This window comes from Streptomyces sp. NPDC055962 (assembly GCF_042270185.1).
GTDB lineage: Bacteria > Actinomycetota > Actinomycetes > Streptomycetales > Streptomycetaceae > Streptomyces.
In genome coordinates this window covers 209,391-228,892 of record NZ_JBHJYN010000007.1, presented here as the reverse complement: position 1 = coordinate 228,892, position 19,502 = coordinate 209,391, and the positions used below count along the sequence as shown (strand labels likewise).

Sequence of the window (19,502 nt, the reverse complement as noted above, 5' to 3'; positions counted from 1 at the left end):
TCCCGCACGCGCCCGCTCCCCGGCCCCTTGATCCCTTCCCTGGGATCCAGCAATCTTCGGCGGACGCCGAGGTGTTCGGCGCCCGCCGACGGGATGGACGGTCATGACCAGCGAGAACCACGGGCTGTACGAGAGCTTCGACGACCGGTTCCGTACGGGGCGGTGCATGAACGGCGACGACGGACTGGAGGTACTGCACACGGGTTGCCGCTGGGCCGAGGGCCCCGTGTACGTGCCTGCCTGGCGGCAGCTGGTCTGGAGCGACATCCCGAACGACCGGCTGCTGCGCTGGGACGAGGAGACCGGTGCGGTGAGCGTCTTCCGGCGCACCGCGGGACACACCAACGGCAACACCCTCGACCGCGAGGGGCGGCTCATCTCCTGCGAACAGGGCAACCGCCGGGTGACACGGACCGAACACGACGGCACGGTGACGGTGCTGGCCGACCGCTGGCAGGGCAAGCGCCTGAACAGCCCGAACGACGCGACGGTGAAGTCCGACGGCTCGGTCTGGTTCTCCGACCCGGACTTCGGTATCACCAGTGACTACGAGGGCTACCGCGCCGAGAGCGAGATCGGCGCCAACAACGTCTACCGCGTCGACCCGTCCACCGGTGACGTGCGTCTGGTCGCCGACTGCTTCGGTGCGCCGAACGGGCTGGTCTTCTCGGCGGACGAGCAGCAGCTGTTCGTTTCCGACACGAAGGCGGGGTTCGTCCGCGTCTTCGACGTAAGGAAGGACGGCACGCTGTCGGACGGCAAGATCTTCGCCGAGGCCGCGGCCCGTGGGGCGGCCCGGTTCGACAACCTCCGCTTCGACGACGGCGGGCGGCTCTGGGTCGCCGCCATGGGCGACGGGGTGCACTGCTACGACCCGGACGGCACCCTGATCGGCCGGCTCGTCGTCCCGGAGGCGGTGGCCAACATCTCCTGGGGCGGCGCCAAGCGCAACCGCCTCTTCATCACCGCGGAGACCAGCCTCTACTCGGTGGTCATGGGCGTCACGGGCACCCACCCGACCGGCCCCGGCCGCAGGCCCTGGCTGGACGCGGCACGGTGAACCAGGCCAAGGGGGTCCGTGGTGGTTCCGGTCCGGAGGTGCGTGCCTGAGGGGGGCGGCCCGGGGGTGCGTGCCTGACCGGGGGCCTGGTCCGGCGGGGCGCGGGTGACAGTGGCCTGGTCCGGGGGGCGCGTTCGGTGTCGTCCTGGTCCGGCGGTGCGTGGTGGTGTCCGCGTACCTGCCGGGACTGCGCACAGGCAACGCCGTGGCGCGGCAGTGACCGCGTCCCCGGGATTCTCCCCGGCGTTCGTGGCGTGGGTGCTGGGTGCTGGGTGCTCGGCAATCGGCAATTGGTATGTGACGCGTGGCGGGTGACCGGGCCTGCGGGCAGGGGTGCGGCCGCCCTGGCTTCTGCCTGTTCGCACGTTCCGTGGGCACACGACCCGATCGCCCTTTCCGGTCTCCGAATGTCATGTCGCGATGGTGCTTCTCCATGGTGAAGATATGAGTCCGCCTCGGCATTCAGTGATGCAGCGTCGAGCCGGTCGGGGCTGAAAGTGTGTAAATCTTCGAGAGCTGGCGACTTCCGGTTCTCCGTCCACGCAGAACATTTTCATCTCGTCCTTGTTCATGGCGTTCCGGACCGTTCGGAGTGTGGAGGGCGGGAACAGGTGAATGCGAGATGCGGGCGGTGCCGTCAGCAATGGGAGAGGGAGCGTCAGTGCTGTTCTTCTGATCGCCGGATCTGACCGGTCCACGCAAGGGAAAGATCGACGGATCTGCTGTGGGCTGCCTTGGTGCACAGAGGCGAAGTGCCTGATGGGAGAGTAGTCCGGCGGTGCCGTGACATGCTCGGTGGGGGCGCCGCGGGCCGGACCGTCGAGGTGCGGTCAGTCGGCCATGGGTCGACTCGGTTGCGGGATCGGCGCGGCTCGCATCGATTTCGCATTTCATCCGTGACCCGCCTCGGTTGTGAAAAGGATTTCCCTGGCGTCTTGTGGAGGAAATGCCCGGAGAGGGAGTCCTGTTTCCGCGCGCAGCGAGGCTGCGCGCGGAGGTCCTGAGGTCGATTGTTTTCGTGATATAGTCCTAATGAATTCACAGGACGCCACGAAAAAAGGGGAATGGCGTGAATACCGAGAAGGTTACGGCTCGACGTCTTGCGGCCGGAGACGTTGCGGAATTGGGCCCCCAGGACGCCATCTTCGTCTCCGCGGAGATGGATGGCCTTCCTCTCGACTGCTACGCACCGGCTTTCCTTGCCGAGCCCGGCAAGAACTTCGAGGGAGGGTCCTTCGTCGCGAGGACGATCTTCGGTAACGACATTCATGTCCTCCCGGACAACGCCGAGGAGCCCGGGATCTGGATCGCCGACAAGGCGGGTGAAGAGATCGAGGTCCTGCAGAGCGCCGGCGTCCTCCTGAACCTCGCCCTCTTCGTACCCGGCGGCAACAAGGAGTCCCTGGACGCGCTCTACTCCGCCGCGCGGGACGCGTTCGGCGCGGGAATCGTCCAGCGCTGGAGCGAGGAAACCGTCGAGGTACCGGACGTCAAGGTCGACCTCTACGAGGAGCCGGCCAAGGTGCGGAAGAACACGAACAACCAGAACCGCGACCGCCGCGCGCTCGACATCTACCCGACCCGCGTGCGGTTCCTGGAGCCCAGCGAAGGCTGGAAGTTCATCGTCGAACCGCACAAGGAGATCGTCGACGACACCCCGACGATCTGACCTGATGGCAGGTTAGGCCTTCACCCTTCGCGAGAGCCCGTCAGCCTGCTGGCGGGCTCTTCGCCGTCTGCCGGGGCGCGGAACAGGGGAGTTGACCGAGGGTGGTGTCCGGTCAGGCGCCGGATCCGTGTGCCCGCCCCTCCTGCTCCCCCTTCTGTCGCGGAACCCCCGCGTTTGTCGTGGGCCCCCTGCGGGTTCGTCCGCGATCGGTAACAGGGGGTTCTGGCCAGGACGTTCGTGTGAATTCATGAGGTCACGGCATCGGTGCGGGCGACCAGGGGGCGGACAGACATGGCAAAGCACAAGGGAAAGGGATGGCACGGCCGACTCCTCGCCGCAGGACTCGGAGTGACTGCGCTGGCCGCCGCCACCTCGGTGTGGACCGCGCAGGCCGACCCCGCCGGCGGGCGGCAGCCTCAGGAGCACGCCGCGGCCGGCGCCCGGCCCGTGGCCGAGGTGGCGGCGGACATCGCGCACGCCTCCGACCGCGGCGACCAGGGCGTCAACATCACCATCGACGACGGCCCGGACCCCGTCTGGACGCCGCAGGTGCTGCAACTGCTCGAGGACAACGGCGTGAAGGCCACGTTCTGCATGGTGGGCACGCAGGCCAAGGCGTACCCCGACCTGGTCAAGAAGGTCGTGGCCGACGGGCACAGGCTGTGCAACCACACGGTCTCGCACGACACCGCCATGGACAAGAAGTCCGAGGCGTACCAGTCCCAGCAGATCCTGGATGCCGAGCGCATGATCACCGAGGCGTCCGGAGGCGTCCGTCCGCAGTACTACCGTGCCCCCGGTGGTGCCTTCACCCCGTTCAGCCGGCAGCTCGCCGCATCCAGGGGCATGCGGCCGCTGGGCTGGAACGTCGACACCAAGGACTTCGAGCACCCCGGCGCGGAGGCCATGGTCGCCACCGTCAAGAGCGAGATCTCCAACGGGCCGACCGTCCTCTTCCACGACGCGGGAGGCGAGCGCTCCCAGACCGTTGCCGCTCTGGGCGAGGTGCTGCCCTGGCTCAGGGAGCAGGGATACTCCTTCGGCTTCCCCGTGCGGTAGTCGAGGCCCGGCCCCTCCGCGCGCCCCGACGACCGGAAAGCCGTTTCCCGGGTCGCAGCGGCTCGGCACCGGGAACGGGCAGGATCTCCGGACACTCGCGGAGGCGGCGGCAGACGGGTGACGCGTCAGCGACCCCGGAGACCGACCGCCAGCGTCAGTTCAAGGACCCGGTGTGGTGATGCGAGATCGGGAAACAGCTCCCGGAGCTGCGACATCCGGTATCGGACCGTCTGAGGATGGACGAACAACTCCGCCGCGACCTCGTCCCGTCTGCCCTGGTGCAGCATCCACGCCCGCAACGTCTCCTCCAGCCGTCGTGCGGTCGCGGCAGGCAGGGTCTGCAACGGTGCGAGGGCCCGGGCGCGCAGGTCTGCGAACGCCTCCGCGTCGGCGCTGAGCACCAGGTCGGGCAGGTGGTCCTCGGTGTCGCGGATGTCGGAGGAAAGGGAGCGCGCGCGGAGGGCTCGCGCGTACGAGGCGGACGCGTGGGTCCATGGCCGGGCCGGGCCGACCACGGCGACGCGGTCGGTCAGCTGCCGTAGGAGACGTGATCGGTCGGCATCGGGGACGAGGAGCACACCGGTGGCATCCGGCAGGTCGTCGAGGACGAGGGTGTTCGGGTCGAGTGCCCGGTAGGCGGGCCGGGTCTGGGCGGCGGGCAGCAGGACGGCGGTCAGCGAAACCGGAGGCTGCCACCTGGCCCGTTGGCCGGAGGCCAGCAGCACGTCCGGACTCGCGCCCGCGAGGAGGTCGCGGGCCAGGTGCTCCAGGTGGCGCTCGTGGTCTCTGCCCCGGGCGGCCAGTTCGTCGGCGTGGCCCGCGGCGCTCGCGGCGGAGAGCTCGTCGATGTAGGCGAAGGTCAGCTCGGCGAACTTCGCGACCTCGGCGGCGGGCAGACCCGCGGGTACGGCACCCGCTGCCAGACATCGCCAGGCGACCCGGGCGCCGACGCGGTAGGCACTGAGCAGGGCGTCCATCGAACGGCCGTCGCGCACCTCGCCGCGGCCCAGCTCGTAGGCGGCGTCCCCTGCGTCGCCGCCTGTGGCGTTCCCGCTCGCAAGGTCCAGATAGTGCCCCAGGGCGGTGCGGACGGCCCTGCGGATGGTGGCGCCCATGCGGCCCGACAAGGCACGGGCGTAGGGAGGAACCTCGTCGATGATCGCCTGGACGACTTCGTCGGCGGTGGTCTTCAGCGCGGCCCGAAGGGCGGTGACCGTCGTCTCATCCAGGGTCAGTTCGCTGGCCCTCCGGATTGCATAGCTCATTTTTTGTTCCCTGCGAACAATTCGGCCGACCAGATTTACGTCCTGTGGTCAGGACTTTACGCCTGGAGGCGCAGCAAGCTGGGGCCATGACGAGTACAGCCCTCCGCGGCAGGGCGTGGAAACTGCTGGAGATGGTCACGACGCCGCTGCTGCCGTCGGACTACCTCGACCTGGTCAGCCCGCTCCGTACGGGCGCCGACCTACGGGGGCGCATCGAGGCCGTGCACCCCGAGACGAGTGACGCCGCGACGGTCGTGATCAGGCCGGGGCGGGGCTGGCGCGGCCACACAGCCGGCCAGTACGTGAGGATCGGGGTCGACGTCGACGGAGTGCGCCTGTGGCGTGCCTACTCCATCACCTCGCCGACGAACCGCCGGGACGGCCGTGTCACGATCACCGTCAAGGCGATCCCGGACGGCAAGGTCAGCAACCACCTGGTCCGCAGGGCGAAACCGGGCACGCTGATCCAGCTCGACCAGCCGACCGGCGACTTCGTCCTGCCGCGGGCCAAGCCCGCCAAGGTGCTCTACCTGACGGCGGGCAGCGGTATCACGCCCGTGATGGGCATGCTGCGCGACACCGGACTCGACGACGTCGTCATGGTCCACTGCGCGCCACAGCCTCAGGACGTGATCTTCCGCAAGGAACTGCACCGCCTGGTCGCGGACAAGAGGCTTCGGCTCACCGAGGTGCACACCGACACGGACGGCACGCTCGACATCGCCCGCCTCCAGGAGCTCGTGCCCGACTGGGCCGAGCGCGAGACCTGGGCGTGCGGGCCCGCAGGTCTGCTCGACGCCGCCGAGGAGCACTGGGGAGAACACGGCGTCCATGAGCGCCTGCACACCGAACGCTTCCGCCCCGGCATCGTCGTCGCGGGCGAAGGCGGCGAGGTCACGTTCAGCGTCACCGGCAGGACCATCGGTGCGGACGGCGCCACGCCGTTGCTGGACATCGGCGAGGAGAACGGCGTGCTCATGCCCTCCGGGTGCCGTATGGGCATCTGCTTCGGGTGCGTCACGCCGCTCAAGGCCGGCGCTGTCCGCGACCTGCGTACCGGAGAGATCACCGAGGCCGAACCGGGCGTCCTCATCCAGACCTGTGTGTCCGCCGCGGCGGGCCCCTGCGACATCGAACGGTAGGAGCACCGTGACCGCCATCGACCCCACCGCCCACCTGACCGCGGAGCAGATCGAGGAGCTGGGACGCGAGCTGGATGCCATCCGCGACGAGGTGATCGCCGACCGCGGCGAGAAGGACGCCGCCTACATCCGGCGGGTCATCGCGGCGCAGCGCAAGCTGGAGCTGGTCAGCAGGGGTGTGCTGCTGTTCTCGATCTTCCCGCCCGCGTGGCTGATCGGCACCGCCGGGCTGTCCGTCGCGAAGATCATGGACAACATGGAGATCGGCCACAACGTCCTGCACGGCCAGTGGGACTGGATGCGCGACCCGAAGATCCACTCCACCACCTGGGAGTGGGACCACGTCTCGCCGTCCGACCAGTGGAAGCACTCGCACAACGAGCTGCACCACACGTACACCAACGTGATCGGCAAGGACAACGACCTCGGCTACGGCATCATGCGCGTGGACGAGGACCAGCGGTGGCACCCCTTCCACCTCGGCCAGCCGCTGTGGAACTTCCTCAACGCCTGCTTCTTCGAGTACGGCATCGCGGCGTACGACCTGGAGCTCGGCAAGAACCTCACCAAGCGCCGCCGCAAGAACCCGGAGTTCCGCGCGCGGGCCAGGGCCGTGGGGCGCAAGATCCGCAAGCAGGTGCTCAAGGACTACGTGATCCACCCGCTGCTCTCGGGCCCCTCGTTCCTCACCACGCTCGCCGCCACGTTCACCGCGAACCTGGTCCGCAACCTCTGGACCCACTCGGTGATCATGTGCGGGCACTTCCCCGAGGGCGTACAGGTCTTCGAGCGGCGGTCGATCACGGGCGAGACACGCGGCCAGTGGTACCTGCGCCAGATGATGGGCTCGGCGAACATCAGCGGCAGCAAGGCCATGCACTTCATGACCGGCAACCTGTCGCACCAGATCGAGCACCACCTGTTCCCGGACCTGCCGAGCAACCGGTACGCCGAGGTCGCGGTGAAGGTGCGCGCGCTGTTCGAGAAGTACGAGCTGGAGTACGTCACCGGCCCGCTGCCCAAGCAGGTGTTCTCCGCGTGGCACAAGGTCTTCCGGCTCGCCCTGCCGAACAAGCAGCACAGGGCCGGAACGCCGGACCGCGAGCAGGACCTCATCGCCGCCTGACTCCCCGGCCGCACCTCCGTCCCTTGGCGACGTCACTGCTGCGACACGTTCTCCGGTTCCTCGTGTCCCGGTCCGGCGGCATAGGCCAGTGGGGGTGCGATTGCCTGGGCATCGCACCCTTCGCCGACCCGTAGTCCGATGAAGAGCGCGGCGGTCGCGCAGCCCGGCTGTGTGACCCGTGGTGATCGCCGGGTGGTCACCATCAGTATTCGGTTGCGCCGATGGGCCGGCGGCAGACGCAGCAGGCCGGCTCCTGGGGCGCCCTGCTGCGGTGTGGCCGGTCGTCACCAGGCGGTCAGGTCGACTGCGTGGACACAGTGGGGGTCGGATGTGTCCGTCATCCAGCGTTCCTCCTCGCCGATGAGTGAGGGCAGGGCGGCGAGCAGTGCGGTCAACGCACCGGTGAGCTGTACGTCGGCCGCGATCAGGCCGTCTGCCTTCCCGCCTGCGAGGTAGAGACGCATGCTGTCCTGTCCGGTGAAGAGGAATCCGCAGAGTGCTGGGCTTGGCGGGGCCTCGACGAATGGCCAGGCCAACGTGCGCAGCACGCGCAGCGCTCGATCCGTGGGGGACGAGTCGGCGGGGTCGAGGACGGTGGTGTCCACCGGGATCAGCGGCATGCCCATCACGGTGGCGTCGGTGTGGGGAAGGGAGCCGGATACGAGCGTGCGTGTCCAGGCAAGGACCAGTGGAGCAGTCACCGGCTCCTCGTCCTCGTCCGACAACGGGACTTCGTAGGCGACCAGTTCGTGTGGTGCCACCGCGTCGGCGGCTCCGGTCACGACCCGGACCGCATCCCGCGCCGGCAGCACACCGCGGAGGAAGGTCCCCCCGGCAAGGGGCACCGCTGTCTATCGGTTCTGCCACCACATCAGGCCGCACGCGACGATGGCCGAGCCCGTCGCTGTCGCCGCCCCTCGTACGACACCGAAGAGGACGGTGCGTCCCCATCGGCAGGTGGTGTGCTGTCGCCGCCGCCGAGTCGTCTTCCCCATCACGGCCCCTTCGTCGATTGCGCCCGGAACTGCTCCGAGCCGTCGTCCCCGAGTCTTCTGCCGTGTGTGGAGAGGGGCCCGGAGTAGCGGGAGCACCGGGCGGATTCGTTCTACGCTGCAGTTCGGCGCGTTGCCCGTTGTGCCTGCTGCGGGCAGAGAGAGGGAGGACTGTTGCGGTCCCAGGAGTCCCGGGAACTCTACGAGCGCTTGCGCGCCCTGGAGCGACGAGCGGAGGACGTGCTCAGCCGGGCCGGCGACCGGTACTCACGGAGGAAGGTGAGCCAGGCACTCGGCAAGCCCCCGTACGGCAGAAGGATCGAGAGCCAGCGGATCAGCGCCTGGGTGCCCATCCGCGGCGAAGGAGATCCCCAGGTCCCGAGTGACAGGAGCAGCGACGACGTTCTGGCACTGGTACGGCTGTGGAGCGCCTGGGCCGGGGAGAAGGCTGATGAACGTGACTGGCGGAACCTGTTGGAGAGGGCGCAGCCGATACGGGCACTACGTGCGCCAACGGCTGCCTCCGGGAGGCCGGTTCGTGAGTTCGGGGATCCGTTCGCCCTGGAGGTGCACGAGGCCATCGACGGGGGGTGTGCCGACTCCGAGCTGCCGCTTCTGCCTCCGTATGTGGAACGGGAGCACGACCGACAGCTCAACGACGTGGTGGAAGGTGTCGCTCGGCCGGGCGCAGCGGGGCTGACTAGCGCCCTTGCCGTCCTCGTCGGCAATTCCTCCACGGGGAAGACGAGGGCGTGCTGGGAGGCGCTCCGTCTGCTTCCTCCGGACTGGCGGCTTGCGCATCCCCTCGCACCGAACCCCGCCGAGGCGCTGATCACAGTGCTGGACGACACCGCTCCCCGTACAGTCCTGTGGCTCGACGAGATCCACCGCTTCCTGAGCGACGACCGGGGTGAGCAGGCAGCCGCCCGGCTCCACGAGGCGCTCAACGACCCGCGGCGGAGCCCCCTTCTCGTCCTCGGCACGACCTGGCCCGAACAGTGGTCGGACCTGGTCAGGCCGCGTAGGCAGGGCGACCGCAGGGATCCGCATGCGCAGGCCCGCGCTCTGCTCACCGGCAAGCACCTCAGAGTGCCGGATTCCTTCGAGGGACCGGACATGCCGGAGTTGCGACGCCTGGCCGCGACGGACCCCCGGCTCCAAGAGGCCCTGGACCGTGGTGAGGAGGGGCAGGTCACCCAGTATCTTGCCGGTGGCCGGGCGCTGGTCGACCGGTACGAGACCGCCACGGCCTTGGAGAGGGCTCTGGTCGAGGCGGCCACGGATGCCCGCCGTCTCGGGCACGGCGTGGCCCTCCCGAAGCTGTTGCTGGAAGCATCGATACCCTTCTACCTCACTGCCCATCAGTACGAGGCGGTGGAGGACGGCGACATCGAGCGCGCTTTCGCGGATCTGAGGATTCCGTTGCGCGGTGCCCGTGGTCCCCTCACGCCCGTGACCATCCGCGAACCTGCCGCTTCCCTCGTCGTCACGGACAAGGTCAGACTCGCGGACTACTTGGATCAGCACGGCAGGGAGAAGCGGCACGGCAAGGTTCCACCGGCCCGTCTGTGGGACACCCTGACCGACTACGCGGCACGAGAGTCCCTGATCGCCCTGGCCGGATCGGCACGGGAAAGAGGGCATCTGCGGATCGCGGTGCGTCTCCTCGGGGCCGCAGCCGCGGCGGGGGTGCCGGGCGCCATTGCCGCGGCGTCGCGGACGCTGGAGGAAGAGGGCAGATACGACGAGGCACTGCTGTGGTGTCTGCCTCTCGCCGAGAGGGGAGACCCTGCGGCCATGAACCAGGTCGCCGGGATCATGGAGATGACTCACCAGCCGATCATGGCCGTCGCCTGGCACAAGAGAGCTGCCGAGGCAGGGCGTTGCAACAACTGGCTCTACGCCGGCCTGCTGCTGAAGCAGGCCGGCGACCACCTGGAGGCGGAGGCCTGCCTCAGGCGAGCGGCCGACGCGGGCGTCTACGGCGCGTTCGGAACGCTGGCCGACCTCCTGAAGTCGACGGCCCGTACGGAAGAAGCTCTTGCTTGCTACCAGCAGGAGGCCGAGGGCCACGGCGGACATGCCGTGGTGCAGACGGTCCTCCAGATGCGGGAGCGGGGCGACAGCGGCGCCACCGTACTGTCCTGGCTATTGCCGCGGGTATGGGAGGAGGAAAGCAGGAGTAGGGAGGGCGGTGTGAGGATTCCCTGGGCATCGCACGCGTTGCTTGAGCACCTGGCCCAGCACGCAGCACTTCGATCCAGCTTGCGGAGCCTTCTCGACCCGGGCGGAGAAGACGATGAGGCACAGCGCTGGCTAGTCACTGTGCTGGACTGGTCGGAGGAGATCGCCGGCGGCGGCCACCTAAGGAAGAGCGCGAGTGCCCCCGACGCGCTGAGGAAGGAAGGTCGCCTGGAAGAAGCGCTCGCGCTGTACGAACAGGAGGCAGTCGGCGGCCTGAGGGGTGCGGCGGCGAACGTCGCCGCTGTGCACGAGCAACTCGGCAGGGTCTCGGAGGCTGTCATCTGGTACCAGCGGGCTGCCGAGGAAGGGGACCTGGGCGCCCTGGGACAGACGGCTCGACTGATGACGAAGCTCATAGGGCCGGATGAGTCCTTCGCCTGGCTGAGATCATGCGCAGACCGCCATGTCGAGGACACTTATCCGGATCAGCGGTCCGTCGTAGCCGAACTGCTCCAAGACGCAGGGCGTACGGACGAGGCCCTGGACTGGCTCCGCCACGCTTCGCGAACCGGCGACCCGAACGCCTGGGGCCAGTACGCGAAGGTGCTGGAGTCCGCGGGCCGCACGGCGGAAGCGCAGCAGATGCGAAGGTACGGCTGGGAGCCGGACGGCGAGATCTCGACACCGTGGAGCGCGGCTCCTTAGCCGCCCGGACGACGACGAAGCCCCAGGCCACTGGCCTGGGGCTTCGTCTCTGCGAGCGGGTGACGAGAATCGAACCCGCGCTCTGAGCTTCGGAATCAACGGTTATTGGGCCATCAGGTACGCCTTGACCCGGGCCTTCCCGTTGGGTGGGATGGCTGCCGCTTTCGCCGCTTGTCCGGTGAGTGGCTCCACCTTGACGCGGGACAGAGCCCAGTTCAGGCGAGGCATGTTGGTGCGGGAGTGGCTGACTTCCACGTCAACGCCCCCATGCTGCTCCCCCGTTCACGTGCACGATCTGCGCTGTCATGTACGCCGCTTCAGGTGACGCCACATAGTGCACCGCTGCGGCGATGTCCGAGGGGCGGCCCGCCTGGCCCGTCAGCGACTGCTTGGTCCGAGCGGCGACGAAATCGGGCGTGGCCCGGTCGCCGAAGAACTCGGTGTCGGCGACGAAGCCTGGGGCGACCGCGTTCACGGTGATGCCCTGTGGGCCGAGCTTCTGCGCCAGGTCGACGGTGTAGGTGTTGATGGTGGCCTTGGAGCCGCCGTACGAACCGGGGCCGCGCAGCGCGGCGATGGACGACATCTGGATGATTCGGCCGCCGGGCCGGGTGAGGTGCGGCAGCAATCCTTCGGTGAGCAGCACGGCGGTGAGCACGTTGGCCTCGAAGTTGCGGCGGAAGCTGTCCGCGACGCCTTCGAGGGTGCCGTCGTGGGCCGGTGCGACGTTGCCGCCGGCGTTGGCGACGACCACGTCGACCTGCGCGCCGCCCGCTGTGCAGAATTCCACGGCTCTGCGGGCCTGGCCGGGGTCGCTCAGATCGGCGGCGACCCAGGACGCCGTTCCCGTACCGTGCGCGGCGTCGAGCTCTCCTGCGGCCTTCTCCAGGGGCCCCTCGCGCCGCCCGATGAGGACGACGTGGTCGCCGTCCGCCGCAAAGACCTCGGCCACCGCCCGCCCGATCCCCGTACCGCCACCCGACACCACGACCTTGCGCTGCCCCACGACCCCACCCCATGTGCTCGTTTATGAACGACGGTCACATCTCTGTCCGCCGCACGCTACGACCGTCGACAGCCGGCGTCAACGGGCAGGTGCCGCAGGCTCCTCAGCCGGATGGCGGAGCCGCGATCTGCTCCCGCATCCGCCCCTTCGCCCCAGGTCGCCGATCCGGAACGGATCGCAAGAGGCCTTTGCCGTCTCGATCTTGAGTGCGGTGTGATCGAAGTGCCTGACAGGCCGGGTGATCCCGCGGTCCTTGTGCATGAAGACAGGGCCCCTGGCGCAGTCCGGAGTTACTGAGGCCCGAGTGCGTCAGGAGGCCCTGTTGCCCTTGTTGTACGTGCCGATGCCCGTGGACTTCAACTCATCCGACGTGTCGTGCGATTGTCTCGCTCACCGGTTCGTGAACGCGGCCGACCGGCCCGACCGGTCCGGCCTACGACTCGAATCTGGCGGATGCCGAGTGACAGCGGATCCGGCCGTTGCTGCAGGTGTCCGGGTGGCTGGAGAGCCGAGGGCTCGCCAGACGGTCAAGGCCGACGCGGTTGTTGGCGCCGGCGCCCGGGGCCTTGATGGCGCCAAGAAGATCAACGGCAGGCGCCGGCACCTGATTGCGACACCCTCGGCCTGCTGTTGATGGTTGACGTGACCGCGGCAATGTCCTCCATGCGATCTGGGTTCTCGGTCGCGACATCGAGGTCCTGGCTGAGCCGGTCCACCAGGCGTGTGCCTGGACCGCGTAGCCGACGGCGAGCGCGAGGGGGTACGCGCCGCCCACGGCGAGTACGTCTACATGTAGGCGGCGGTGCAGGTCGGTGAGGTTCACCAGCGACTCGCGCTGCCGCCCAGCTCGTCGAAAGCACTCTCCCAGACGTCACGGACATCCCGGCTGACCAGCCTGCGCAGTGTGGGCCACAGGCCCACGAGAAAGTCCCGATTGAGGTACTGAACCAGGTCGGCGTGCTGGCCCTCGGCCAGGAGGATGCGGTAGTAGCTCATCCGCAACCGGGGCTGGTCGAGGTCGAACATGGTCAGCCCTGACCATGCCAGGTGAAGTGGCAGGCGCACCGTGCCGTGCTCGGGGCCGACAAGCTCGGAGAGCTCTGCGGGCGTTCGCCGGGCGAACTTGGCACGGCGGAGATCAGAAAGACTGGGCTGTGATGCCATACGTCGATTATCCAGGGAGAGGCCACCGAAGCCGACCGGACGCATCCAAGATGACCCAACCAAAGAAGCACCGGGCTTGGGAATCAAAGGATCTTAGGTTGTTGCAGGGGCTCTGACCTGCGATTTCGGATTGGTCAGGTGGGCGGCGCCCGGTCTCTGGGAGTCGTATCCGACCGCTGTTGTCCGCTCTGCTGGGCACGGATGGGGCACGAGAGCTGGCAGTGCGACGCGTGCTCCGGGCGGGCCGACTGGGCAGAGGGGGATGATGCGGACCTGGTTGCCGCAGAGCCTGGCCATGTCGTCGCTCTCGGAGGTCAGCAGGGCGACGGGTTTCCGCTGGCGGAGTGCGACCTCGGCGACCGTGGCGTCGATGGCGTACTTGTGCCCGTGCAGTCCGGCGACTTTGAGGAGCTCAGCCGCTGCTTTCGCCGCCTGCTCGGTGACCGGCTCCACCTTGATGCGGGGCAGGGCCAAGTTCAGGCGGGGGGTGTGCGGGTTACTTCCACGATGGTGTTCGCCCCGATCACCAGGTCGGCTCCCATGTCGTGGAAGACCTGAAGCATGGCGAGGAAGTTGCGGTCGTGCGCGATCCAGGCGGAGAGCCCTTCCGAGTCCAGGACGATGGTCTCGATGCGCTCGCTCACGCGGCGTCCGCGTCCTAGGACGAGCCGGTGGCGCCGAAGATCTTCGCGTGGGCCTCGGCGAGCTCCTCGTCGCTGAAGCCTCCGTGCTCTTCTTCATGCCGGCGAAGGTCGTCGCCCAGAAGCTGGTGCCGGATCTGGCGAGCCACGGCCTCCGCCACGTAGCCGGAGACGTTGTCCGTGAGCTTGCGGAGCTCCGCCACCTGGTCGCTGGGGAGCCTGACGGTGATGCGTGTCGTGGAGGACATATGTCAAGCATGCTGGAGTATGCGCGAGAGGTCTTGGGTTGGCGGCATCGATCGTTCCGGCCAAGGTTTCACGACCGGAGGGTGCACGTTCCGGCGCTGGGAGTACAAGCCCGCGGGCCATGCGCGTATCGGTCAGAAGGGCGGTTCGAGATAGCTGAGGCCGTCGCTATGTGGCCCCCGGTTCCGGGGCTCCTCCACAACAGGCTCAAGGTCAGAGACCTCGTGGCCCCACGCTTCGAGCGCCTTCCGGGCAACACGCCGGTTGGGGGCATCGCCGCCGGTGTCCAGGATGGCGCGCGCGTGCACGGCGAGGTGATCGCGGTGCTCGGCGAGCGCGGGGTGCTCAGCGAGGATGAGGGCGGCAATGACGGCGGCTTCGCGCACGTCCTCGTGGCCGTCTCGGAGGAAGGGCGAGACGGCCCGATAGAGCATCGGGCGCAGGTCTCGGAAGGACGCCACGATGGTGCCGGGGGCGAGGAAGCCAGGGGAGTACTGCTCCGTGCGGCCCACAATCTCGTCGGAGGCGTCGTAGGCCGTGGAAGCCAACCAGTTCAGCAGCGCCGCGCGAACGGGGACGTTGCGATAGGGCCGAGGGGTCGTAGCCGCCGGGTGGGTGAGGATACCGGCGACATACTTGGCGGCGGGGGCAGTGGCTTCGTAGATGGTGTTCTGGTGGCCGACCATCTCACCTAGCTCTGACAGAGCCTTGACCTGGGCTCTGGGGTCGGGCGTCAGCAGCCGTGTGAGGACCTCGGGGAGGTTCTCACCGTCTCCGAAAGGCGTCTCGAGCGAACCCCAATCAGTCTCCGACAGGACTACCTGGTAGGGCGGCAAGTCGGGCTCGCGGGGTGCGCCGGCGTTGGAACGGCTCTGGTTCACAGGTCGATCATCCAGGAAGAGCCGGCAGTGAGCTGCTTGGTCCGCACGCAACACTCCTGTGAGCAGGAGACGGGCCTAACCGACCGCCGCCCGGCTGTGTGGCCAATGGTGATCGCCGGGTGGTCACCATCAGTATTCGACTGCGTCGATGGGCTGGCGGCAGACGCAGCAGGCCGGCTCTCGGGGCGCCCTGGTGCGGTGTGGCCGTTCGTTACCAGGTGGTCAGGTCGACTGCGTGGACACAGTGGGGGTCGGATGTGTCCGTCACCCAGCGTTCCTCTTCGCCGATGAGTGAGGGCAGGGCGGCGAGCAGTGCGGTCAAGGCACCGGTGAGCTGTACGTCGGCCGCGATCAGGCCGTGTGCCTTGTCGACTGCGAGGTAGAGACGCATGCTGTCCTGTCCGGTGAAGAGGAATCCGCAGAGTGCTGGGCTTGGCGGGGCCTCGACGAATGGCCAGGCCAACGTGCGCAGCACGCGCAGCGCTCGATCCGTGGGGGACGAGTCGGCGGGTTCGAGGGCGGTGGTGTCCACCGGGATCAGCGGCATGCCCATCACGGTGGCGTCGGTGTGGGGAAGGGAGCCGGATACGAGCGTGCGCGTCCAGGCAAGGACCAGTGGAGCGGTCACCGGCTCCTCGTCCTCGTCCGACAACGGGACTTCGTAGGCGACCAGTTCGTGTGGTGCCACCGCGTCGGCGGCTCCGGTCACGACCCGGACCGCATCCCGCGCCGGCAGCACACCGCGGAGGAAGATCCCCCCGGCAAGGGGCACCGCTGTGTAGTCGAGGAGGAAGCGCGTGATGTACGCCTGCTGCTCGGCTGTCTCCCCGCCGGGGTCGTTCACTCGTTGATCCAGTCCGGGCACCTGTTCATGCCCTTGCAGTAGGCGGTGATGACGCCGATCTTCTTGCCCCTGCCCGCGTCGTACTCGCCATCGGCCGTGCGGCGCGCGTACTGGACGATGACCACGATCTTGACCAGCTTGGTCTGGTTGCGGGCGACCCCGTAGTACTCGAGTCTGCCCCCGTTCTTCTTGTCGACCTTCCCGGCCAGGGCCGCGTCGACCACCCGAGACTTCTTGATGTTGTGCTTGCCGGAGAAGTGATTCCAGCCGAGATCGGCGTTGCCATAACGCGTTGGGATCACCCGTCCCTCGGGGTCGGTCTCCTCACACTTCACGTTCTTGTTCCAGCGCGCCGCCGCTGATGCCTCGCCCACGGGTGCGGCTGCGAGGCAGGTGCCGACGACAACTGCGGTCAGCGTCCTGATTATCTTCATGACCGGACCGTGCCACCTCACCGCACGGCACAGTCCCTCCCCGCGGACGGAATCGTTTCTCTTCACCTGGATGCATGAGGTCCGGTCAGTGTCGTCAGCTGCCTCGCGCAGGTCACTAATGCGGATCGCGCAGTTATCAAACAGCAGCAAGCGGGGAGGTCGATGAGCTCGGGCTGATGCCGGCGGTCTGCATCGGCCGGATCGCTCCACTCCAGCGCGTCGCGGACATGAAAACAGGCCCAGGTCGTCGACCTGGGCCTTCATCATGGAGCGGGTGACGAGAATCGAACTCGCGCTCTGAGCTTGGGAAGCTCATGTTCTACCATTAAACTACACCCGCGAGGCACGCTGATGATCGGCTGTGCATCGTCCCACACTGTACCCCATCCCGGACCCCCGGCGTGTTCGCCGTGGGGTCCGTGTGTCGTTGTGGGGGGTGGACGCGGGTGTGGGTGAGGGGAGTTGGGGGCGTAGCGTGGGTGGTCGGAGTGCCGCCTGGAGTGGCGTCCTGTTCATCCCCTAATGTGGCGGTCTCGTCCATGGCTGGTTGGGGAAGGGACTTGATGGAGTCGATGGAGCGCACCGTCGTCCGCTGTGCCGAAGGGCACGTTTTTGCTGCCTCGTCGTTCCCGATGCAGCAGCTCGGGTCCGAGCGGATCGGTCCCGGGCGGCTCATCCGCTGCCCGCGCTGTGCGCGGTTGAGGCAGGCCGTTCCTGTGGCGTTCGAGGAGCGCTAGAGGGGTGAGGCAGGCGCGCGGGGCGGTCCGGTTGGGGTCGGCTCGCGCGTTCTGCGTATCCTCGGTGCGTGCTTCTCTCAGACAAGGACCTCCGGGCCGAGATCGATGCCGGGCGGGTTCGCATTGACCCGTTCGACGCCTCGATGGTTCAGCCCTCGAGCATCGATGTGCGGCTGGACCGCTACTTCCGGGTGTTCGAGAACCACCGCTATCCGCATATCGATCCCGCCGTCGAGCAGGTGGACCTGACCCGTCAGGTCGAGCCCGAGGGTGACGAGGCGTTCATCCTCCACCCCGGAGAGTTCGTCCTGGCCTCGACGTACGAGGTCATCTCGCTCCCCGACGACCTGGCGTCGCGGCTGGAGGGCAAGAGCTCGCTGGGGCGGCTCGGGCTGGTGACGCATTCCACGGCAGGTTTCATCGACCCCGGTTTCTCGGGTCATGTGACGCTTGAGCTGTCGAATCTGGCGACCCTCCCGATAAAGCTCTGGCCGGGAATGAAGATCGGGCAGCTGTGCATGTTCCGGCTGACCTCGTCCTCCGAGTTCCCGTACGGATCCGAGCGTTACGGATCGCGCTATCAGGGCCAGCGAGGGCCTACCGCCTCGCGTTCTTACATGAATTTCCATCGGACACAGGTGTGATACGGCATGGCTGGTGAAGCTCGGGAGAATCTGACGTACGAGGCGTTCGGGCACGCCGTACGGGAGCTGGCGCAGACGGTCGCCGACGACGGGTACGAGCCGGACGTCGTGCTGAGCATCGCGCGGGGCGGGGTCTTCGTCGCCGGCGGTCTGGCGTATGCCCTGGACTGCAAGAACATTCATCTGGTGAACGTCGAGTTCTACACCGGGGTCGGGACCACGCTGGAGATGCCGGTCATGCTGGCACCCGTCCCGAACGCCATCGACTTCTCGCAGAAGAAGGTCCTCATCGCCGACGACGTCGCCGACACCGGGAAGACGCTGAAGCTGGTCCGTGACTTCTGCATCGACCACGTGGCCGAGGTGCGCAGCGCGGTGATCTACGAGAAGCCGCATTCGCTCGTGAAGTGCGAGTACGTGTGGAAGAAGACCGATCAGTGGATCAACTTCCCGTGGAGCGTGGAGAAGCCCGTCGTGCGCCGTGAGGGTCAGGTCCTCGACTCCTAGGCGCGCGCGAGACGCAGGAGGGCCCCGGTGCCGTGCACCGGGGCCCTCCTGCGCGTCGGGTCAGATCGTGCCGAGCTTGATGATCGAGAGCAGCGCGATCAGCTGGATGGCCGAGGCGCCCAGGGCCTTCGGCCACGGCAGGTCGTGGGACTTGCTCACCATCGAGGTGAACAGCGCCCCGGCGGCCAGCCAGGTGATCCAGCCGAGGATCTGCACCAGGGAGTTCTCGCCGCCGAGGAACAGGGCGAAGATCAGCCGGGGCGCGTCCGTGATCGACATGATCAGCATCGACAGGCCCACGGTCGGCTGCCAGGAGCCCGTGCCGCCGAGCTGGCGGGCCAGGGTGTGGGTGACCGCGCCGAGGACCAGGCCGCCGACGACGAAGCCGAGGCCCGTGAAGATCACGTACGGGGCGGCCGTCGAGACCTCCGCGTGGATCGCCTCGTCGCGCGCCTGGTCGAAGCCGAAGAGCGCGAGCAGGCCGTAGACGAACGTGACGACGATCGCGGGGCCCCAGACGGGGTAGTCGCGCATCTGCCAGAACGTCGGTCCCGGCCGCATCACGATGCCGCTCAGCAGCTGCTTCCAGGGGAGCCGCGGGCCGGAGGGCTGCACGGGGGCGCTGCCGGCCTGGTAGGTGCTGCCGTCGCCGTACGGGTCCTCGTTGATGCTGAACGCCTGGGTGTGCCCCGGGGCGTTGGCGTACGGGTCCTGCTGCGACGGCTGGTGGTGCGGGTCGCCGAAGTACTCCGGTTCGCCGTGCCCGCCTGTGTGTCCGTGCCCACCCCCGTGTCCGTTGCCGCCGTGCCCGCCGCTGTACGGGGCGCCCTGGGGGCCGCCGTACGGTGCGCCGTTGCCTCCTGCCGGGGGCCACGACTGCCCGCCGTACGGCGGCGGTGACGCCTGCGAGCCGTACGGCTGTTGCTGCTGCTGCGGGTGTTGTTGCGGTGTGCGGTTGTCCCGGCCGCGTCCGATCCTGAATCCAGCCACACATCGAACGTACCTGGTCCGTACGGGTGCGGTGTGAGGGCCGGGGGAACACGGGCCCTTTGCGGCCTAGCTGTGACATCCCCTAAGGGATCCCCGGGGGGTCCCCCGCCCCAGGCCCCGGGGGCCTCCGCCCCGGCCCCCGGGGGGTCCTCCGCCCCAGGCCCCGGGGGCCCGCCGCCCCTGCCCCGGCCTGCCCCGGACGTACG

General features: G+C 68.2%; 17 protein-coding genes, 1 tRNA gene and 3 pseudogenes. 8 read left to right on the top strand and 13 right to left on the bottom strand.

Features of this window, described 5'->3' with window-relative positions; genetic code table 11:
* The first annotated feature begins 103 nt into the window (after positions 1–103).
* From ACFC51_RS21720 to ACFC51_RS21710, 3 genes are all read left to right on the top strand, one after another.
* A complete protein-coding gene (locus tag ACFC51_RS21720) occupies positions 104–1,060 on the top strand; it encodes an SMP-30/gluconolactonase/LRE family protein (RefSeq protein ID WP_376530296.1) in 957 nt (318 codons plus the stop codon).
* A 1,069-nt stretch (positions 1,061–2,129) separates the two neighbouring features.
* The gene (locus ACFC51_RS21715; protein WP_376530293.1) at positions 2,130–2,729 is read left to right on the top strand and encodes a hypothetical protein; all 600 of its coding nucleotides are present in this window, start codon (positions 2,130–2,132) and stop codon (positions 2,727–2,729) included.
* A 291-nt stretch (positions 2,730–3,020) separates the two neighbouring features.
* On the top strand, positions 3,021–3,788 hold the full coding sequence (locus ACFC51_RS21710) for a polysaccharide deacetylase family protein (RefSeq protein ID WP_376530291.1): 768 nt from the start codon (positions 3,021–3,023) through the stop codon (positions 3,786–3,788).
* 125 nt (positions 3,789–3,913) lie between these two features.
* Here the strand turns inward: ACFC51_RS21710 and ACFC51_RS21705 are convergent, their stop codons facing one another.
* On the bottom strand, positions 3,914–5,053 hold the full coding sequence (locus tag ACFC51_RS21705; RefSeq protein WP_376367807.1) for a PucR family transcriptional regulator: 1,140 nt from the start codon (positions 5,051–5,053) through the stop codon (positions 3,914–3,916).
* Positions 5,054–5,139: 86 nt separating this feature from the next.
* Between ACFC51_RS21705 and ACFC51_RS21700 the strand changes: the two genes are divergently transcribed.
* Entirely contained in the window at positions 5,140–6,195 is a 1,056-nt protein-coding gene (locus ACFC51_RS21700) for a ferredoxin reductase (protein ID WP_376530289.1), read from the top strand.
* A 7-nt stretch (positions 6,196–6,202) separates the two neighbouring features.
* Positions 6,203–7,321 carry a fatty acid desaturase family protein gene (locus tag ACFC51_RS21695; RefSeq protein WP_376367810.1) on the top strand — a complete coding sequence of 373 codons (1,119 nt, stop codon included), beginning with the start codon at positions 6,203–6,205 and terminating at the stop codon, positions 7,319–7,321.
* 32 nt (positions 7,322–7,353) lie between these two features.
* Here the strand turns inward: ACFC51_RS21695 and ACFC51_RS21690 are convergent.
* Positions 7,354–7,479 (bottom strand): annotated as a pseudogene (locus ACFC51_RS21690) (NADP oxidoreductase); the annotation flags it as partial.
* Between the two features lie 126 nt (positions 7,480–7,605).
* Complete coding sequence (locus tag ACFC51_RS21685) at positions 7,606–8,103, bottom strand: hypothetical protein (protein ID WP_376530286.1); 498 nt, start codon at positions 8,101–8,103, stop codon at positions 7,606–7,608.
* A gap of 489 nt (positions 8,104–8,592) precedes the next feature.
* On the opposite strand from ACFC51_RS21685, the gene ACFC51_RS21680 reads away from it, so the two are divergent.
* Complete coding sequence (locus ACFC51_RS21680) at positions 8,593–11,202, top strand: hypothetical protein (protein ID WP_376530284.1); 2,610 nt, start codon at positions 8,593–8,595, stop codon at positions 11,200–11,202.
* A 153-nt stretch (positions 11,203–11,355) separates the two neighbouring features.
* Here the strand turns inward: ACFC51_RS21680 and ACFC51_RS21675 are convergent.
* The 9 genes and pseudogenes from ACFC51_RS21675 to ACFC51_RS21635 form a co-directional block, all read right to left on the bottom strand.
* Positions 11,356–11,457 (bottom strand): annotated as a pseudogene (locus tag ACFC51_RS21675) (DNA-binding protein); the annotation flags it as partial.
* Position 11,458: 1 nt separating this feature from the next.
* On the bottom strand, positions 11,459–12,208 hold the full coding sequence (locus tag ACFC51_RS21670) for an SDR family NAD(P)-dependent oxidoreductase (protein WP_376530281.1): 750 nt from the start codon (positions 12,206–12,208) through the stop codon (positions 11,459–11,461).
* Positions 12,209–13,027: 819 nt separating this feature from the next.
* Complete coding sequence (locus tag ACFC51_RS21665) at positions 13,028–13,372, bottom strand: transcriptional regulator (RefSeq protein ID WP_376530279.1); 345 nt, start codon at positions 13,370–13,372, stop codon at positions 13,028–13,030.
* A gap of 255 nt (positions 13,373–13,627) precedes the next feature.
* Positions 13,628–14,016 (bottom strand): annotated as a pseudogene (locus ACFC51_RS21660) (DNA-binding protein); the annotation flags it as partial.
* A 14-nt stretch (positions 14,017–14,030) separates the two neighbouring features.
* Positions 14,031–14,261, bottom strand: a complete 231-nt coding sequence (locus ACFC51_RS21655; protein WP_376530276.1) for a hypothetical protein — start codon at positions 14,259–14,261, stop codon at positions 14,031–14,033.
* A gap of 132 nt (positions 14,262–14,393) precedes the next feature.
* Positions 14,394–15,140 (bottom strand): hypothetical protein, encoded by a 747-nt coding sequence (locus tag ACFC51_RS21650; protein WP_376530273.1) that lies wholly within the window; start codon positions 15,138–15,140, stop codon positions 14,394–14,396.
* A gap of 211 nt (positions 15,141–15,351) precedes the next feature.
* Positions 15,352–15,984, bottom strand: a complete 633-nt coding sequence (locus ACFC51_RS21645) for a hypothetical protein (protein WP_376530271.1) — start codon at positions 15,982–15,984, stop codon at positions 15,352–15,354.
* Positions 15,981–16,418, bottom strand: a complete 438-nt coding sequence (locus ACFC51_RS21640; protein ID WP_376530268.1) for a hypothetical protein — start codon at positions 16,416–16,418, stop codon at positions 15,981–15,983. Before ACFC51_RS21640 ends, ACFC51_RS21645 begins: the two co-directional genes overlap by 4 nt.
* Positions 16,419–16,684: 266 nt before the next feature.
* Positions 16,685–16,758, bottom strand: a tRNA-Gly gene (locus ACFC51_RS21635).
* A 465-nt stretch (positions 16,759–17,223) separates the two neighbouring features.
* Between ACFC51_RS21635 and dcd the strand changes: the two genes are divergently transcribed.
* Entirely contained in the window at positions 17,224–17,799 is a 576-nt protein-coding gene (dcd, locus tag ACFC51_RS21630) for a dCTP deaminase (RefSeq protein ID WP_103515797.1), read from the top strand.
* Between the two features lie 6 nt (positions 17,800–17,805).
* On the top strand, positions 17,806–18,306 hold the full coding sequence (locus tag ACFC51_RS21625) for a phosphoribosyltransferase (RefSeq protein WP_376367863.1): 501 nt from the start codon (positions 17,806–17,808) through the stop codon (positions 18,304–18,306).
* Positions 18,307–18,366: 60 nt separating this feature from the next.
* Here ACFC51_RS21625 and ACFC51_RS21620 read toward each other — a convergent pair whose 3' ends face one another.
* Positions 18,367–19,296, bottom strand: a complete 930-nt coding sequence (locus ACFC51_RS21620; protein WP_376367865.1) for a Yip1 family protein — start codon at positions 19,294–19,296, stop codon at positions 18,367–18,369.
* Positions 19,297–19,502 lie beyond the last annotated feature (206 nt).

Excerpts from the sequence above, each read along its gene's own strand:
- ACFC51_RS21665 (WP_376530279.1), bottom strand. The coding sequence starts at position 13,372 with ATGGCATCACAGCCCAGTCTTTCTGATCTCCGCCGTGCCAAGTTCGCC.
- ACFC51_RS21700 (WP_376530289.1), top strand. The coding sequence starts at position 5,140 with ATGACGAGTACAGCCCTCCGCGGCAGGGCGTGGAAACTGCTGGAGATG.
- ACFC51_RS21705 (WP_376367807.1), bottom strand. The coding sequence starts at position 5,053 with ATGAGCTATGCAATCCGGAGGGCCAGCGAACTGACCCTGGATGAGACG.
- ACFC51_RS21720 (WP_376530296.1), top strand. The coding sequence starts at position 104 with ATGACCAGCGAGAACCACGGGCTGTACGAGAGCTTCGACGACCGGTTC.
- ACFC51_RS21710 (WP_376530291.1), top strand. The coding sequence starts at position 3,021 with ATGGCAAAGCACAAGGGAAAGGGATGGCACGGCCGACTCCTCGCCGCA.
- ACFC51_RS21655 (WP_376530276.1), bottom strand. The coding sequence starts at position 14,261 with ATGTCCTCCACGACACGCATCACCGTCAGGCTCCCCAGCGACCAGGTG.
- ACFC51_RS21625 (WP_376367863.1), top strand. The coding sequence starts at position 17,806 with ATGGCTGGTGAAGCTCGGGAGAATCTGACGTACGAGGCGTTCGGGCAC.
- ACFC51_RS21640 (WP_376530268.1), bottom strand. The coding sequence starts at position 16,418 with ATGAAGATAATCAGGACGCTGACCGCAGTTGTCGTCGGCACCTGCCTC.